Here is a 15,165-nt window from a genome sequence, read left to right as displayed (position 1 = left end):
CTGACATTTTCAATTTTTTCCGGCAAGACCCTTCCGAATTGGGCGTCGGAAAGCGCAGTTGGCCCGCCCCGCCGTGAATTCAGTGGGCGGGAAAGGGCGCAGGAGGGCCGGGCGGGCCGGTGACGGGGCCGCCGGATGCACTGTGCTCGGCTCAGTCGACACCCCGTCGGCGGTGGTGGAAGTGCAGGACCCGGTCGCCGAACTCGGACGCGGCGAACTCAGAGGTGGTCACGACGCTCCCCACCGAGGTGAACTCACCGCCGGGGGCGTGGCACACCTCGGCCGCGTACAGTGCGCTGCCCGCCGCGACGGTCATCAGTTCCTCGCGGACGTCCGCCCGCCAGCGGGGCCGCGGCGAGAGCGCGGGCCGGAAGAGGATCTGGTGCGGCGGCGCGCCGCCGTAGTTGATGGCGCCGGTACGGTCGCGGAAGGTGAGGTGGTCGATGTCCATGCGGAACGGGTCCGGGAGTCCGATGACCCGGGCGAGCAGCGGGCGGGAGAGGCGTCCGGCGGCCGAGACCGGCTCGGGGAGGATGTTGGTCAAGGGGTCCCGGAAGAAGTCCTGGGGTCCCTCCTGGCCGTCGATCGAGGCGGTGACGTGCAGGTTCACCGAGGGATGGCCGTCGATGAGGAACTTGACGGCCATGGCGGGCGAGAAGCCGCCCTCCTCGGGGTGGCCGCCGATGGAGAGCCGGACGAGGAGCGGGCAGCCGTCGAGGACGCCCCCCGCGCGGACCCCGGGCAGGCCGCGGAACTCCGCCGTGGCGACGACCCCGAGGGGGTGGGAGAGCTTGGTGCGGGGCTCCGTCGTGTCCAGATGCCGGCGGAACGTTCCGCGCCCGCCGGCCAGCAGACCCTTCACGATCCTCGCCGCCGGTACGGGTCCGGTCACCCGGCGGGGGGCGGGGAGCACGGGGTAGCGCGACGCGAGGACCCTCTGCCACAGCATCCGCTGCTTGTCGGCGGCGGAGTGGCGTTCGTAGTCGTGCGCCAGGTGGGCGGTCGCCGCCGGGGGCGGGTGGGACATGGGAGTGCTCCCTTCGCAGTCGCCTTCTCGCCCGACCGGCGCTTCCGGGTCGGGGTCCTCCCGTCCGGCGCGTCCGGGTCGGGGTCCTGGCCGGGTGGTCCGGTCCGGCGTTCCCTCAGGGGGAGTCGTGCGGTGTGCGCCGGTCCGAGGACGCCGCGAGGAGCGCGTCGGCCACCCGCATCGCGGAGCGCAGACCGCTCTCATGGGTGTCGACGTCCTCCAGGTAGCTGCCCGCGAGCCACAGCCCGCCCGCGCCCGGCGGGAGGGCCGCCAGCCGGGCCTGGGTGCGGTAGTAGCCGGGAGTCATCCGGGGATGGGAGTAGCGGTACATCGCGTGCAGGTCGCGGGGCGTGGACGTGCCGAGGGTCACCCAGCTCCGGAACACGTCCACCCCGTCGCGCGCCCCGCACCAGAAGGTCTTCTCGCACTCCCCGCGATGGTCGACGCGCATGTTCACATAGGACCAGGCGGCGCGGGGCCGGGGCATGAGGGCGGGGTCGCTGTGGACCGCGATGGCGGTCTCGTAGTACTCGATGCCCTGGAGCAGGCTGCGCAGGGGCCCGGCACCGGCCAGGCCGGAGAGGAGGTGCGCGGTCCGGTCGGCGGGGGTGGCGAGGACGACCTGGTCGAAGGAGTGCTTCCGTCCGCCGCGTTCCGTCAGCAGGAAGCGCCCGGCGTCCTTGCGCACCCCGACGACCTCCACGTCCAGCCGGACATCGGCCTTCTCCAGCGCGGCGAGCAGCGCCCGCACATAGGTGTGCACGCCGCCCCGCACGCGGAGTTCCTCCAGCGCCAGCCGGGTGCCCTCGATCCGGGGGCAGACGAGGAACTTCATCGCGGCACGGGCCGAGAACTCCATGGCCTCCTCGACGGAGGTACCGACCAGTGCGGCGAGGAAGGGACCCATGACCCGGGCCGCGAACGCGGGCGGCAGCAGCCGCAGATACGCGCGCACCGGCATGCTCCAGTCGCCGTGCGTCTCCAGCGGGACGGCGGCGTCGATGGCCCGGCCGAACGCGACCAGGTTCCGCACCCCCGCCGGCCGCACGGCCGCGCCGAGGTGCGCCGGGCGGCCGGACGGGAGCACCATCAGACTGCGCCGCTCGGGCGCCGAGTACAGGGTGAACGTGGCCCGCGCGCGCTCCACCCCCACCCCGAGGCGGCGCAGGAACGCCTTGAAGGTGGGGTGGGTCGCCGTCGTGAGATTCGAGAACGCGGTGTCCACGGGGACGTCGGCTCCGTCGCGGCGCACGGTCAGGGTGTGGGCGTGGCCCCCCGCCCAGGGGTTCCTCTCGAAGAGGACGACATCGTGCCCCGTGCCGTCCAGCAGCCATGCCGTGGCGAGGCCGGTGATTCCGGCGCCGACTATCGCGATCCGAGTCACCTCGGCGATCACCCCCCTGCCGCGCGGAGCCACCCCGTGGACCCGGGAGTGACGATGGCACAGGGACCGGGCGATTTCGCCGGACGGCCATGGACCGTGCCCGTGATCCGCGCCGATGCTGCCCCATCGTGCACGCGCAGTGCACACGCAGTCCGCGCGGAGTCCGCGCTCAGGGCCCACGGAGTCGGCGCGGAGAACGCCGAGGCGGTGCGCGCCGGGATGCCGGGAGTGAGGGTCACGGGTGCTCACGGTGGTGCGGGGTTCAGCGGATGTCCGGGGAGCGGAGGTGGGTCACCATGGAGGCAGGCCGCATACCGGCCGGCCGCGCGGCTGCATGCGGCAGGTGACCGTCGGCGGGCCCCGCCGGGATGGCGCGGGGAGCGCGCGGGGATCTCGTGCGCCCTGCGGCACCCGGCCCGGCGGCACTCCCGCGCGTGCCCTTCACTTTCGCAGGGCGGATACTGCCAGCAGGGGCACGCCCGTGGAGAGCTACCGATCAATGCGGGCGGCCGACCTGCCTGTTAGCGGCCTTTTCCGGAGGTTACCGATGAAGATGCTGATCAACGTCCCCGAATCCGTGGTCGCGGACGCGCTCCGGGGGATGGCCGCCGCCCACCCCGAGCTGGTCGTGGACGTGGAGAACCGGGTGATCGTACGGCGGGACGCGCCCGTCGCCGGGAAGGTGGGGCTGGTCTCGGGCGGTGGCTCGGGGCATGAGCCGCTGCACGGAGGGTTCGTGGGGCCCGGGATGCTGTCGGCGGCGTGTCCGGGGGAGATATTCACCTCGCCGGTGCCCGATCAGATGGTGCGAGCCGCCGCGGCCGTGGACAGCGGGGCCGGGGTGCTGTTCATCGTCAAGAACTACACCGGGGACGTCCTCAACTTCGACATGGCCGCCGAGCTGGCCGAGGACGAGGGCATCCAGGTGGCGAAGGTGCTGGTCAACGATGATGTGGCGGTGACCGACAGCCTCTACACGGCGGGGCGGCGCGGTACCGGGGCCACCCTGTTCGTGGAGAAGATCGCAGGCGCGGCGGCCGACGAGGGGCAGCCGCTGGAGCGCGTGGAGGCCATCGCCCGGCAGGTCAATGAGAACTCCCGCAGCTTCGGGGTCGCCCTGAGCGCGGTCACCACACCCGCCAAGGGCAGCCCCACCTTCGATCTGCCGGCCGGTGAGCTGGAGCTGGGCATCGGCATCCACGGCGAGCCCGGCCGGGAGCGGCGGGCGATGATGACCTCCGGGGAGATCGCCGACTTCGCCGTGCACGCGCTCCTGGAGGACATGACTCCGCGCGGCCCGGTGCTGGTCCTGGTGAACGGCATGGGCGCGACCCCGCTGCTGGAGCTGTACGGCTTCAACGCGGAGGTGCAGCGGGTGCTGGGCGCGAACCGGGTCGCCGTCGCCCGCACCCTCGTCGGCAACTACGTCACCTCGCTCGACATGGCCGGCGCCTCGGTGACGCTGTGCCAGGTGGACGAGGAACTGCTGCGGCTGTGGGACGCGCCGGTCAGCACCCCGGGTCTGCGCTGGGGCAGGTGACAGGCCGTCGCCCCGCCGCCCGCGTACCTACCAGGCAAGGAGTTCCTGTGCTCGACGCCGATTTCTTCCGCCGCTGGATGACGGACGCCGCCGCCTCCGTGGCGCGTGAGGCGGACCGGCTCACCGCCCTTGACTCACCGATCGGGGACGCCGATCACGGCAGCAATATGAACCGGGGGTTCGCCGCGGTCTCCGCGGCGCTGGCGCAGGAGGCGCCGGACACCCCGGGCGGGGTGCTGCTGCTGGCGGCCAAGCAGTTGATCTCGAAGGTCGGCGGTGCCTCGGGGCCGCTGTACGGCACGCTGCTGCGCCGTACCGGCAAGGCGCTGGGCGACGCTCCCGAGGTGAGCGAGGAGGAGTTCGCGGGGGCGCTGCGGACCGGAGTGGAGGCGGTGATGACCCTCGGCGGCGCGGCGCCCGGCGACAAGACGATGATCGACGCGCTGGTACCCGCGGTGGACGCGCTCGGCGATTCCTTCGCGGCGGCGCGGACGGCGGCGGAGCGGGGCGCGGAGGCGACCACGCCGCTCCAGGCGCGCAAGGGCCGGGCCAGCTATCTGGGCGAGCGCAGCATCGGTCACCAGGATCCGGGCGCCACCTCGGCGGCGCTGCTGATCGCGGCTCTGGCGGAGGCACACGATGAGTGACGGCAACCCGGTGGGGATCGTCCTGGTGTCGCACAGCGCGGAGGTGGCCGCGTCGGTGGCGGCGCTGGCCAGGGCGCTGGCGGGCGGCGGGGAGAACGTGCCGGTGGCGCCTGCGGGCGGCACCGAGGGCGGTGAGCTGGGGACCAGCGCGGAGCTGATCGCCGCGGCGGCGGCGTCGGTGGACCGGGGTGCGGGGGTCGCCGTGCTCACCGACCTCGGCAGCGCGGTCCTCACGGTCAAGGCGCTGCTCGCCGAGGGCGACGAACTTCCGCCGGACACCCGGCTGGTGGACGCGCCCTTCGTGGAGGGCGCGGTGGCGGCGGTGGTCACGGCGGCGGCGGGCGCCGACCTGGCCGCGGTGGAGGCGGCGGCGGCCGACGCGTACACCTACCGCAAGGTCTGACGCCCCGCGTCGCGGGTCAGCGGACGAACGCCCTCGCTCTGCGCTCCCCTTCCCGTACCGCCGTCGCGTGGTCCTCGATGGGGGTGGCCACGGTGTCCTTGAAGAGGATGTAGGTCACCCCCGACGCCGTTCCGCCGTGCCGGGGGTCGGGGTCGATGCCGAGGGCCTCGGCGGTGGCGTAGGACGCCTCGCCGATGAGGTCGCGGGGGCCGCGGTCGCCGACGACGGCGTACTGGACCCGGTTCCGGTACACCACGGCGGCGACCGTCCCGCGCCGCACTCCGTGGTCGCCGTGGTCCCAGATCCCGCTGGGCACGGGGACGACGATGTGGGGGAGGGTCTCGGAGTCCAGGGCACGGCCGTCGGACTGCTGGTAGGCGGTGTGGGGGGAGAAGTAGGGGTCGGTGCGGGAGTTGCAGTGGCGGCCCGCGCGGCCGTCGCAGTCGATGTCCATGTCGGCCTTCCAGAACACGGCGTCCGTGGTGCCGCAGACCGGGACGGTGGCGCGTCTCCCGGTGTCGGTGCGGTAGCGCCCCCGGGAGACGGGGACGCAGTCGCGCACCCGGGCGAGCAGGTCGGCGGCGGGGACGGAGCCCTCGCCCAGCACCGCCGGAACATCGCGCGGGGGCGGCGCGGGGGACGGCGCGGGGGCGTTCGTCGGGGCGAGCAGGGCGGCGCCCGCCATGACGAGGGTCAGCGACTGGACACGCACGATAGGGGAACCTCTCCGAGGATCGGGGATCAGGGATCGGGAATCGCGGATCGGGGATAGGGGATAGGGGATAGGGAATCGCGAATCAGGGATCGAGGATCGGGGGATCAGGGATGAGATATCACCGGCAATTCATCACATCCCGGACATTCAGCCCTATCTGACGCCCTTTCCGATCCCGGAACCGCCCAACAGGGCCGGACAGCACCCGTCCGGCGCGTCTGAAATTTCCCGGAATGTTCGAATACCGGTCGGATACCGGTCGGATACCGGAGGGAAGACCCCTTGGAGGGCGACAGGGGGCGGGGGCCCGAGCCTCGGAGGAACTCCGTCGGCCCCGGCCCCCGGCGCCCGCGCCGGCGCGGCAACAGCGACGACAGCGATCCGCGCCACAGGCATGAACTGGCCCGCACCCTGGGAGAGTTCGGGAAGTCCGGCCGTTGGGGCTCTCAGCATACGTAACTCCGGGCGATGCCCACCAGCGGTGTCCGGATGCCGTCCGCCGGCCCACTCCGGGCACCGTCCCCTCTTGATGTGATCCCGTCAGGCGCGCAGAATTGGTCCGGACCATTGCCACCGCCTGGGGAGGCAGAACCGTGCGACGCGCCCCCGTTCCCGCCGTGCTTGTCAGCGGCACTCTGCTGCTCGTGACCTCCTGCGCCTGGGGCGGAGCGGAGGGGGCCGAGCGCCCGCCCGGGATCCCCGCCGGGGTCACCGCCGAGGCCGGCAGCGCGACCAGCGTGCATGTGATGTGGAACCAGGTGACGGGCGAACCTCCCATCACCGAGTACGAGATCTACCAGGGCTCGAAGAAGGTCAAGGAGGTCGACGCCGACGAGCACATGGCCGATGTCGTCCAGCTCAAGCCCGGTACCCGGTATGTCTTCTCGGTGCGCGCCAAGGACGCGGAGGGACGGCTCAGCGAGCCCAGCCGCGAGGTCGCGGCGACCACCCCGGCCGCCGTCGCCGCCGACGACTCCCCGCCCACCGCCCCGGGCCGCACCACCGGCCGGGCCGCCGGGAGCCGGGCCGTCCAACTGGAGTGGGGCGCGGCGAAGGACGACCAGAAGGTGGTGTCGTACGACATCTTCCAGGGGGATTCGAAGATCCACAGTGTGGGCGGGAGCCAGACGGCGGCCGTGGTGACCGGGCTGCGACCGGGGACCGACTATGTGTTCACCGTCAAGGCGCGGGACGCCGCCGACAATGTGTCGCCCGCTGGGAACACGGTGGAGCTGACCACCGCCGCCGGGGACGACGCCAGCGGGCAGGACACCGCGCCGACCGATTTCAAGGCGACGACCAGCGAGGTGGACGGGGCGTACAACCTCGATCTGTCGTGGATGCCGCCGCCGGTGGACGGGGTGATCTCCGAGTACCAGATCCAGTTGGACGGCAAGAGCGCCACCTCGCTGGTGTGGGGCGGCGATCCGCCCGAGGGCCGCTCGGAGTACAGCTTCTACATCGGGGAGAAGGCCGGGGAGTCCCACCGGGTGCGGCTGCGCGCCAAGCTGCCGGACGGCACCTGGGGCGGGTACTCAGCGGAGCTGACGGTGACGACCGGCGCGCCCTGACCCGGGGGTCCGGCCCCGCCCGGCGCGCACGGACCGGCGGGGCCGGACGGCGGAATCCGTCACCCGGCCGGGTGCGGCCGGAGTGCGGCGCGCGGCGCGGCGGCATTGGCTGCCGGTGAGGCGCACGGACGTCCCCGACCACGGCGGCGCCACGGATGTACCGCCGACCGTGCCGCCGGAGGACAGATCATGCGTATTGCCCGGCACATCCTGCGCTCCGGCCCGATCCTGACCGCCGCCGCGGTGCCCCTCACCCTGGCCGCCGCCCCGGCGGGTGCGGCGAGCGGAGTCTCCGTGAGCACCTCGGGCTCCTCGGTGTCGGTCACCACCACCGTGTGCACCCAGATGAGCGGAAGCTGGGGCAACGCCTCACTGCTCAACAGCGCCCAGTCCGACTTCGCCCAGGGCCGCCAGGTCGCCCTGACCGGCACCGCCAACCTCCAGTCGGCCGCCTGGTCCAATGTCGCTCCCGGCACCTACACGGTCAGCGTGGTGTGCGCGGGCGGGAACACGGCCGGCACCCAGTCGGTGATCGTCTCCGCCGTCCCGGCCACCCCGACCATCTCGGCGACCTCCTCCCCCGCTCCGTCCCCGTCCCCGTCCGCCTCCGCCTCGCCGAAGGGTGTGCTGGGCGGGGTCGGCGGCGGCATCCAGGACTACGGCACGCTGACGCTGGTGGCCGGCGGGGTGCTGGTGGGCGCCGGGGCCATCGCGGCGGGCTGGTTCCTGCGCAAGCGGTCCAAGCCCTACCGGCTCTGAGGGCCCTCGCCCGTCCCTGCGGGGTTCAGCGGTTCTCCAGCAGCACATGCAGCTCCCGCTCCTGGTCGCCGGACGCGGTGGACAGGTCGCTCACCGCGAAGAGCGAGTGGAGGGTGGTGCGGAAGCGGTCGATGGCCCAGTAGCCGCCCTGGACGTCCGCCGTCACCGACGCGGAGAGCCGTCCGGGGGCCGCGCCCGGGTGAGTGTCGGCCACGTCGAAGGTGCCCAGCCACACGGCCGGGCGGGTCTCGTGCAGGTTCTCCGGCACGTCCTCGGCGCACCGGTCGGAGGTGAAGGACGCGCACAGGCTGTCGAACACGACCCGGGCGTCCTCCTTGCTGCACCCGCTGATCTCCACCGAGACCGATTCCGGGTGCGGGGCTGCTGTGTCCATCGCGACCACTCCTTCCCTGGCCTGGCCGCGGCCCGTGCCGCCACTCCCAGGGAAGCACCGCGCGCGGGAGAACACCAACGGCGGCGGCCGGGGCGGCGGCAGAAGCGGGCGCCAGAAGCGGGCGGGAGGCGCGGCGGAGGGCGCCGGGCGCGCCACGAGAGGGGAGCCCGGCAACCACGACGACGTGACGGTCCTGATCGCACCGTCGCGGGAGACGGCCCCCGGAGCCCCTGGGCCCCTCCCCCGGCGCGGATCAGTCCGGCAGCCCCCCGATCACCACATACGCGTCCGTGTCCGCGCACACCGCCACCTCCGCCGTCAGCCCGGCCCGGGTGTAGGCGTCGACCGCGCGGGGCGCCTGGCGGGCGCTGGTCTCGGTCAGCAGCCGCCCGCCGGGGGCCAGCCAGGGCGGGGCACCCGCGGCGACCCGGCGCAGGACGTCCAGCCCGTCGCCGCCGCCGTCGAGCGCGGCCCTCGGTTCGTGGTCGCGGGCCTCGGCGGGGAGCAGGGCGACCTCCCCGGTCGGCACATAGGGCACATTGGCGGCGAGGATCCCGACCCGGCCGCGCAGCCCGGCGGGCAGCGCCGCGAACAGATCACCCCGGTGCACCCGGCCGCCGTAGGCGGCGACATTGCGCGCGGCGCAGCGGACCGCGGCCGGGTCGATGTCGGCGGCGTGCAGTTCCACGGGGCCCAGGGCGGCGGCCAGCGCCGCGCCGACCGCGCCGGAGCCGCAGCACAGGTCGACCACCACCCGCGCGTCCGGCACCCGGGCGAGGGCCTGTTCGACGAGGTACTCGGTCCGGCGGCGCGGGACGAACACCCCGGCCGCCACCGAGACCCGCAGGCCCCGGAACCCGGCCCATCCGACGACGAGTTCCAGGGGCAGCCCGGCGACCCGGCGCTCCACCAGGGCGGCGAGTTCGGCGGGGGTGCGGGCGGCGGCGAGGATCAGCGCGGCCTCGTCCTCGGCGAACACACACCCCGCGGCCCGCAGCACGGCGACGACCCGGTCAGGGGTGAGCAAAGGGGATGGCGACGAGGACGGGGACGGGGACGGAAGCGGGGATGACGACATGGGAGGTGCGGGAGCCTTTCGGGACACGAAGGGCGCTCCCGGCGGTCACCGTCCCAGGGCCCAGGACCTGCCCTGACGGTGATCCGCGCCGGTTCGAGGAGGGAGCACCCCGGCTGGCACAGCGGGAATGGGTCTCACCTCCTCGGTCCTGCGGCCGGGGTCCACCCCCGGCCGGACGGCCACCATACACCTGCTCGATCGGCACCCGGCGGGCCGCTCAGGACACCGCCATCGCCCGTTCCCCGCCGGTCGGTTGCGGGGCGCGGGCCGCCATGAACGCGGTGCTGCGGCGCAGCCGGAAGCCCAGGTGCTCATAGAGGCGGATGGCGTTGGTGTTGGCGGCGCCGGTGTGCAGGAAGGGGGTCTCGCCGCGCTCGCGGATGCCATGGGCGACGGCGAGGACCAGCCGGGTGGCGAGGCCCTCGCCGCGGGCGGCGGGGTCGGTGCAGACCGCGCTGATCTCGGTCCAGCCCGGCGGGTGCAGCCGCTCCCCCGCCATGGCGACGAGCCGCCCCTGCCGCCGGATGCCCAGATAGGTGCCCATCTCGATGGTGCGGGGCAGGAACGGGCCGGGCCGGGTGCGTTCGACCAGGTCGAGCATCTCGGGTACGTCGGCGGGTCCGAGGACGATCGCCTCCGGCTCGGGCGCGGCGTCGATCCCGTCGTCGACGAGCTGGACGCCCTCCGCGTGGAAGGTGATCTCCCAGCCGTCCGGGACGGGCCCCTGATGCCCGAGGAGCGGCACCTCGGCCCCCGGCCCGGACAGCGCCGCCAGATCCGCCCAGTCCTCCGGCTCCAGCCGATCGGGCAGCGCGAGCCAGGGGGACACGTCGACCGGGTACCGCAGAATCCGCCCCCGCCGCTCGGCGAAGTGCGCATGCGGCCCGGTGAGCGCGGCACGGGCGGGGTTGTCGAGGATGTGGGGGGTGGTGGGGATGGTGGGCGTGGTGCGGGTGGTGGGGGTGGCGGGGGTAGTGGGGATGCTGGCGGTGTCGGGGGTCCGGGGAGTGACCGGGGTCTGGGAGCCGCCCGGCACACGGGAAGCGCCCGACACCCGGGAACCGCCCGGTACACGGGACTCACCCGCCGCCCCGGAGGCACCCCGCATCGGAGGAACGTCATGCCTCGCGGCGGCGTCCGCTGTCCCCGAGGCGCCCGCAGTCTCCGAGGCACCCGGTGTCCACGGAACACCCGGTGTCCCCGAGACCCCCGGCATCCCCGAGACCCCCGGTATCCCCGAGGCCCCCGGTATCCGGGAACCCCCCGTCGTCCCGCCCTCCCCGTCTCGGGTCATCGGGACACCTCGATGACCGTCTTGCCGTGGGCGTGGCCCTCCTCGACCGCGCGGAGCGCCTCCCCTGCGCGCTCCAGCGGGTACGTCCCGGTCACGTGGGGATCCAGGGCCCCGTCGGCCGCGAGGGCGGCTACGGCGTCCAGGACGGCCGCGTTGCGGGCGCGGGCCACCCGGGCGCCGCCGAGCCGCTCGGCCTCCTCGGGGCGGACCGCGGCGGTGATCAGGCGGGTCCCGCCGGGGACGAGCGCCGCGGCCTCCTCGAAGACCTCGCCGCCGACCAGGTCGAAGATGCCGTCGACACCCTCGGGCGCGGCGGCCCGGACGCGCTCGGGCCAGCCCGGACCGGACGGCACATGGACGGCGCCGAGGGAGTCCAGCAGGTCCTTCTTGGTCGCCCCGGCCAGCCCCAGCACCCGGATCCCGGCCGCGCGGGCGATCTGGACCGCGGCCACGCCGACACCGCCGCCCGCGCCGGTCACCAGCAGGGTGCTGCCGGAGGGCAGGTTCAGTTGCCGGATGCCGTCGTAGGCGGTGGCGGCGGCCACCGGGAGGGTCGCGGCGGTGGCGAAGGAGAGCGCGGCGGGCTTGTGCGCGGCCACCTCCGCCGGGAGCACCGCGAACTCGGCGTAACCGCCCGAGACCGGCGACCCGAACACCGCGTCGCCGACGGCGAACCCGGTGACCCCGGGACCGACCTCCTCGACCACCCCGGAGACCTCGCTGCCGAGGACGGCCGGGGGCTCGACGGCACCGACGCCCGCGCGGCGGTACCCGTTGCGGATCTTGTAGTCGACCGGATTGACCCCGGCGACGCGCACGGCGACCAGCAGCTCGCCGGGGCCGGGTACGGGCCGGTCCCGGTCGACGAGCGCCTCGGTCTCCGGACCGCCGTTCCGGGTGAAGACGTATGCCTTGGGCATGGTGGCTCCCACGTTTCGCGCTGTCGCCGGGGCACGAGGGGGACGTGCGCCCCGGCGGATCGGGCATCTCGGGCAAGGAAGATCGCTGTCGAGCTATTCCCGGGCCGCGGAAGACTTCATACGCGGTTCACGATCGCGGATCCGTTCGGGCGACCCCGCCGGACTCATCCGGGAATGTCCGCTTCGATAGATACCCGCCGGGATGCTCGATGGAGGGACGGACGGGGTACCTGATGCTTAGAACCACTCGCGCGTCCGAGGGCGAGGAGGTCGGCATGCGGAACCGGGTACGGGGCTGGCGCTGGCGGTCCAGTCCGCTGCGGCGCCGGTCGGATGTGATCGAGGCGTGGCTGCTCCTCGTGGTCGCCGTGCTGCTGCTGCTCGGCGCGCCGCTGGCGGGGGCAGCGACGGGCATGTGGGCGTACGGGGACGCGCGGGCGACGGTGGCCGCGCAGCGGGCGGAGCGGCACCAGGTGAGCGCGGTGGTGGCGGGCGAGCCCCGGCGGGCGCTCCCGGCGGTCGGCGGCGGCCCGTACGCCTTTCAGGCGACGGTCCGGTGGACGGATCCGGGCGGCCGGCCGGAGTCCGGGGTGACCTCGGTGCCGGAGAGCGCGCGCCCGGGGGACACGGTCCGGCTGTGGCTGGACCGGCAGGACCGTGATGTGGGGCCGCCGCCGGACGCGTCGATCGTCTGGCAGCACGCGATCACCCTGGGTGTCTGCGCCACCGGCGGTACGGCGGCGGCCGTGCTGCTGGGCTGGTCGGCGTCGCGCCGGGTCGCCCTCGGCCACCGGCTGGCGGAGTGGGAGCGGGACTGGGACCGCACGGAACCGGAGTGGACCCGCCGCTGGGCCTGACCGCCGCCCCGGCCAAACCGCCCCCGAGCCGGAGAGCCGTACGGCCCTCGCGCCCGGGTGTCCCTCTGGTGTCCCGTCCCGCCCCGTGCCTACGGTGTGATCATCCAGGCCGCCCTCGCCCGCTGCGCGGCCTTGCCCCTCTCCGTGAAAGTGATCCCGTATGCCCCTGTTCGATCTGCCCCTCGCCGAGTTGCGGGAGTACCGCAGCACCTCCGTCGCCCCAGAGGACTTCGACGCCTTCTGGGCCAAGACGCTCCAGGAGGCCCGGGAGCACGATCTGGACGCCCGCTTCGAGCCGGTGGACAGCGGGCTAAGCACGGTGGAGGTGTACGACGTGACCTTCGCCGGGTTCGGCGGGCACCCGGTGAAGGGCTGGCTGACCCTGCCCGCGACGGCCGCCGGGCCGGTGCCGCTGGTGGTGCAGTTCCTCGGGTACGGCGGCGGGCGCGGGCTGGCGCACGAGCATCTGCTGTGGGCGTCGACCGGCCGGGCGCACTTCGTGATGGACACCCGGGGCCAGGGCAGCGCCTGGGGCGGGGGCGGCGGCACCGCGGACCCGGTGGCGGGCGGTCCGGCGTACCCCGGTTTCATGACCCGGGGCATCGACGCGCCGGAGAACTACTACTACCGGCGGGTCTTCACCGACGCCGTGCGGGCGGTGGAGGCGGCCCGCTCGCATCCGCTGGCCGATGCCTCCCGGACCGTGGCGCTGGGCAGCAGCCAGGGCGGCGGGATCACGGTGGCGGTGGGCGCGCTGGTCCCGGACCTGGTGGCCGTCGCGCCGGATGTGCCGTTCCTGTGCGACTTCCCGCGCGCGACGACCCTGACGGAGCGGCACCCGTACCGGGAGATCGCCCTGTGGCTGAGGACGCACCGGGGCCGCACCGAGGACGCGCTGCGCACGCTGTCCTACTTCGACGGGGTGCACTTCGCGGCCCGCGGCCGGTCCCCGGCCCTGTTCTCGGCGGCGCTGGAGGACCAGACCTGCCCGCCGTCGACGGTCTTCGCCGCGTTCAACGCGTGGGCGCACGAGGACAAGGCGATCGAGGTGTACGACTTCAACGACCACGAGGGCGGCGGGCCCTACCAGGAGGCGGCCAAGCTGCGCTGGCTGCGGTCGTACGCCTGACCCGGCCGGTACACCTGACCCGGTCCGGGCCGGGCGGATCACCCCCGGGGACGCGGTCTTCCTCGCGGTCGCGGCCCTGGCTGGCGTTCGCCGGACCCGGGCGGCGAGCGCGCGGCCCGGACCCGCGAGGTGAGGGAGGGCCGCTCGTGTCCGAGCCGGAGTACCAGGTCCGGGGCGACTGCGCCCCGGCGTTCGCCGGGGTGCGCGAGGCGTTCGAGGAGAACTTCCGGGAGCGCGGCGAACTGGGCGCCGCGGTCTGTGTGACCCTCGGCGGCGAGACCGTCGTCGATCTGTGGGGCGGCTGGGCGGACGCGGCCCGCACCCGCCCCTGGGAGCGGGACACCCTGGTCAATGTGTGGTCGACGACCAAGGGCCCGGTGGCGCTCTGCGCGCTCCCCCACTGCCTTAAGGGCGTGGGAGGTGCCCCCACCTCGCCGACCGGGGCCTCCTCGATCTCGACGCCCCGGTGGCGGCGTACTGGCCGGAGTTCGCGGCGGCCGGGAAGGAGGGGGTGCTGGTGCGGCATCTGCTCTCGCACCGGGCGGGGCTGGCCGGGCCGCGCGAGGCGATGACGCTGGAGCAGTTCTACGCCTGGGAGCCGGCGGTCGAGCGGCTGGCGGCGACCGAGCCGTGGTGGGAGCCGGGCACGGCGTCGGGCTATCACATGCTTACCTTCGGCCATCTGGTCGGTGAGGTGGTGCGCCGGGTGTCGGGGCTGCGCCCGGGGGCGTTCCTGGCCCGGGAGATCACCGGCCCGCTCGGGATCGACTTCACCGTCGGACTGCCCGCGGCGCAGGCGGGCCGGGTGGCGGACCTGGTGCCTCCGTCGGCCGAGGAGTACGCCGGGCAGGCGGAGTTGCTCGGCCAGTTGACGCCGGTCGCCCTGGCCGTGCTGTCCAGTCCGCCGGTGGACGTTCCGGTCGCGAACAGCGCGGTCTGGCGGGCGGCGGAGATCCCGGCCGCGAACGGCCACGGCACCGCGCGGGCGGTGGCGGCGCTGTACGGGATCCTCGCGGACGGCGGCAGCGCGGGTGGGCGGCGGGTGCTGTCGCCGGGGGCGGTGGCGCGGGCCCGGGAGGGTCAGGGAGCCTGCGTCGACCTGGTGCTGGGGGCGGCGCTGGGCGGGGAGACCGAGCTGGCGCTGGGGTTCTGGCTCAGCGGACCGCGCGGCGCTTACGGACCCAACCCGCGGGCTTTCGGACACGACGGCTTCGGCGGGTCGTTCGGGCTGGCCGACCCGGAGGCCCGGCTCTCGGTGGGCTATGCCATGAACCGGATGGGCCCGCGCATCGTCGATGATCCACGAAAGTCGGCCCTGGTCAACGCCGTGTACAGCGCGCTGTAACAATGCCTGGCCGAGGCCGGACGGTCCGGTTTCGGCCGAACCTCCCAACCACTCTTCCTCGGCGATTCACGCCGGTGCTAGATCTGGTGGCGCAATGAGCCC

14 protein-coding genes and 1 pseudogene are annotated in these 15,165 nt (G+C 74.2%); 8 read left to right on the top strand and 7 right to left on the bottom strand.

What is annotated here, in order from left to right:
- Positions 1-151: 151 nt before the first annotated feature.
- Both AB0O01_RS10860 and AB0O01_RS10855 read right to left on the bottom strand, forming a co-directional pair.
- Positions 152-1,027, bottom strand: a complete 876-nt coding sequence (locus AB0O01_RS10860) for a hypothetical protein (RefSeq protein WP_365312185.1) — start codon at positions 1,025-1,027, stop codon at positions 152-154.
- Positions 1,028-1,142: 115 nt separating this feature from the next.
- The gene (locus AB0O01_RS10855) at positions 1,143-2,411 is read right to left on the bottom strand and encodes an FAD-dependent oxidoreductase (protein WP_365312183.1); all 1,269 of its coding nucleotides are present in this window, start codon (positions 2,409-2,411) and stop codon (positions 1,143-1,145) included.
- Between the two features lie 547 nt (positions 2,412-2,958).
- On the opposite strand from AB0O01_RS10855, the gene dhaK reads away from it, so the two are divergent.
- Genes dhaK through AB0O01_RS10840 form a run of 3 tightly spaced genes read left to right on the top strand, consistent with a single transcriptional unit; the run spans position 2,959 to position 5,001 of the window.
- Positions 2,959-3,951: a dihydroxyacetone kinase subunit DhaK gene (gene dhaK, locus AB0O01_RS10850; RefSeq protein WP_365312182.1), complete on the top strand. Its 993-nt coding sequence runs from the start codon at positions 2,959-2,961 to the stop codon at positions 3,949-3,951.
- A gap of 47 nt (positions 3,952-3,998) precedes the next feature.
- Complete coding sequence (dhaL, locus tag AB0O01_RS10845) at positions 3,999-4,598, top strand: dihydroxyacetone kinase subunit DhaL (protein ID WP_365312181.1); 600 nt, start codon at positions 3,999-4,001, stop codon at positions 4,596-4,598.
- On the top strand, positions 4,591-5,001 hold the full coding sequence (locus tag AB0O01_RS10840) for a PTS fructose transporter subunit IIA (RefSeq protein ID WP_365312179.1): 411 nt from the start codon (positions 4,591-4,593) through the stop codon (positions 4,999-5,001). The genes dhaL and AB0O01_RS10840 overlap by 8 nt, the downstream gene beginning before the upstream one ends.
- A gap of 16 nt (positions 5,002-5,017) precedes the next feature.
- Here the strand turns inward: AB0O01_RS10840 and AB0O01_RS10835 are convergent, their stop codons facing one another.
- A complete protein-coding gene (locus AB0O01_RS10835; protein ID WP_365312178.1) occupies positions 5,018-5,713 on the bottom strand; it encodes a glycoside hydrolase family 75 protein in 696 nt (231 codons plus the stop codon).
- A gap of 596 nt (positions 5,714-6,309) precedes the next feature.
- On the opposite strand from AB0O01_RS10835, the gene AB0O01_RS10830 reads away from it, so the two are divergent.
- Entirely contained in the window at positions 6,310-7,287 is a 978-nt protein-coding gene (locus AB0O01_RS10830) for a fibronectin type III domain-containing protein (RefSeq protein ID WP_365312176.1), read from the top strand.
- Between the two features lie 189 nt (positions 7,288-7,476).
- Entirely contained in the window at positions 7,477-8,046 is a 570-nt protein-coding gene (locus AB0O01_RS10825; RefSeq protein WP_365312174.1) for a hypothetical protein, read from the top strand.
- Between the two features lie 25 nt (positions 8,047-8,071).
- On the opposite strand, the gene AB0O01_RS10820 is transcribed toward AB0O01_RS10825, so the two are convergent.
- The 4 genes from AB0O01_RS10820 to AB0O01_RS10805 form a co-directional block, all read right to left on the bottom strand.
- Positions 8,072-8,440 (bottom strand): hypothetical protein, encoded by a 369-nt coding sequence (locus tag AB0O01_RS10820; RefSeq protein WP_365312172.1) that lies wholly within the window; start codon positions 8,438-8,440, stop codon positions 8,072-8,074.
- 253 nt (positions 8,441-8,693) lie between these two features.
- A complete protein-coding gene (locus AB0O01_RS10815; protein WP_365312170.1) occupies positions 8,694-9,518 on the bottom strand; it encodes a putative protein N(5)-glutamine methyltransferase in 825 nt (274 codons plus the stop codon).
- 217 nt (positions 9,519-9,735) lie between these two features.
- On the bottom strand, positions 9,736-10,455 hold the full coding sequence (locus AB0O01_RS10810; protein ID WP_365312452.1) for a GNAT family N-acetyltransferase: 720 nt from the start codon (positions 10,453-10,455) through the stop codon (positions 9,736-9,738).
- A gap of 353 nt (positions 10,456-10,808) precedes the next feature.
- Positions 10,809-11,732, bottom strand: coding sequence for an NADP-dependent oxidoreductase (locus tag AB0O01_RS10805; RefSeq protein ID WP_365312168.1), 924 nt, complete (start codon positions 11,730-11,732; stop codon positions 10,809-10,811).
- A gap of 233 nt (positions 11,733-11,965) precedes the next feature.
- On the opposite strand from AB0O01_RS10805, the gene AB0O01_RS10800 reads away from it, so the two are divergent.
- The 3 genes and pseudogenes from AB0O01_RS10800 to AB0O01_RS10790 all read left to right on the top strand — a co-directional run bounded on the left by AB0O01_RS10800 (position 11,966) and on the right by AB0O01_RS10790 (position 15,063).
- Entirely contained in the window at positions 11,966-12,589 is a 624-nt protein-coding gene (locus AB0O01_RS10800) for a hypothetical protein (RefSeq protein ID WP_365312167.1), read from the top strand.
- 160 nt (positions 12,590-12,749) lie between these two features.
- Positions 12,750-13,718, top strand: a complete 969-nt coding sequence (locus tag AB0O01_RS10795) for an acetylxylan esterase (protein ID WP_365312165.1) — start codon at positions 12,750-12,752, stop codon at positions 13,716-13,718.
- A gap of 146 nt (positions 13,719-13,864) precedes the next feature.
- A pseudogene (locus tag AB0O01_RS10790) lies at positions 13,865-15,063 on the top strand (serine hydrolase domain-containing protein).
- The last annotated feature ends 102 nt before the right edge of the window (positions 15,064-15,165 follow it).

This window comes from Streptomyces sp. NPDC093252 (assembly GCF_040683675.1).
Taxonomy (GTDB): domain Bacteria; phylum Actinomycetota; class Actinomycetes; order Streptomycetales; family Streptomycetaceae; genus Streptomyces.
This window is presented reverse-complemented; position numbering and strand designations above follow the sequence as displayed.

Coding starts and splice junctions, on each gene's coding strand:
- AB0O01_RS10860 (WP_365312185.1), bottom strand. CDS start 1,027: ATGTCCCACCCGCCCCCGGCGGCGACCGCCCACCTGGCGCACGACTAC.
- AB0O01_RS10840 (WP_365312179.1), top strand. CDS start 4,591: ATGAGTGACGGCAACCCGGTGGGGATCGTCCTGGTGTCGCACAGCGCG.
- dhaK (WP_365312182.1), top strand. CDS start 2,959: ATGAAGATGCTGATCAACGTCCCCGAATCCGTGGTCGCGGACGCGCTC.
- AB0O01_RS10825 (WP_365312174.1), top strand. CDS start 7,477: ATGCGTATTGCCCGGCACATCCTGCGCTCCGGCCCGATCCTGACCGCC.
- AB0O01_RS10820 (WP_365312172.1), bottom strand. CDS start 8,440: ATGGACACAGCAGCCCCGCACCCGGAATCGGTCTCGGTGGAGATCAGC.
- AB0O01_RS10795 (WP_365312165.1), top strand. CDS start 12,750: ATGCCCCTGTTCGATCTGCCCCTCGCCGAGTTGCGGGAGTACCGCAGC.
- AB0O01_RS10805 (WP_365312168.1), bottom strand. CDS start 11,732: ATGCCCAAGGCATACGTCTTCACCCGGAACGGCGGTCCGGAGACCGAG.
- AB0O01_RS10800 (WP_365312167.1), top strand. CDS start 11,966: ATGCTTAGAACCACTCGCGCGTCCGAGGGCGAGGAGGTCGGCATGCGG.
- AB0O01_RS10815 (WP_365312170.1), bottom strand. CDS start 9,518: ATGTCGTCATCCCCGCTTCCGTCCCCGTCCCCGTCCTCGTCGCCATCC.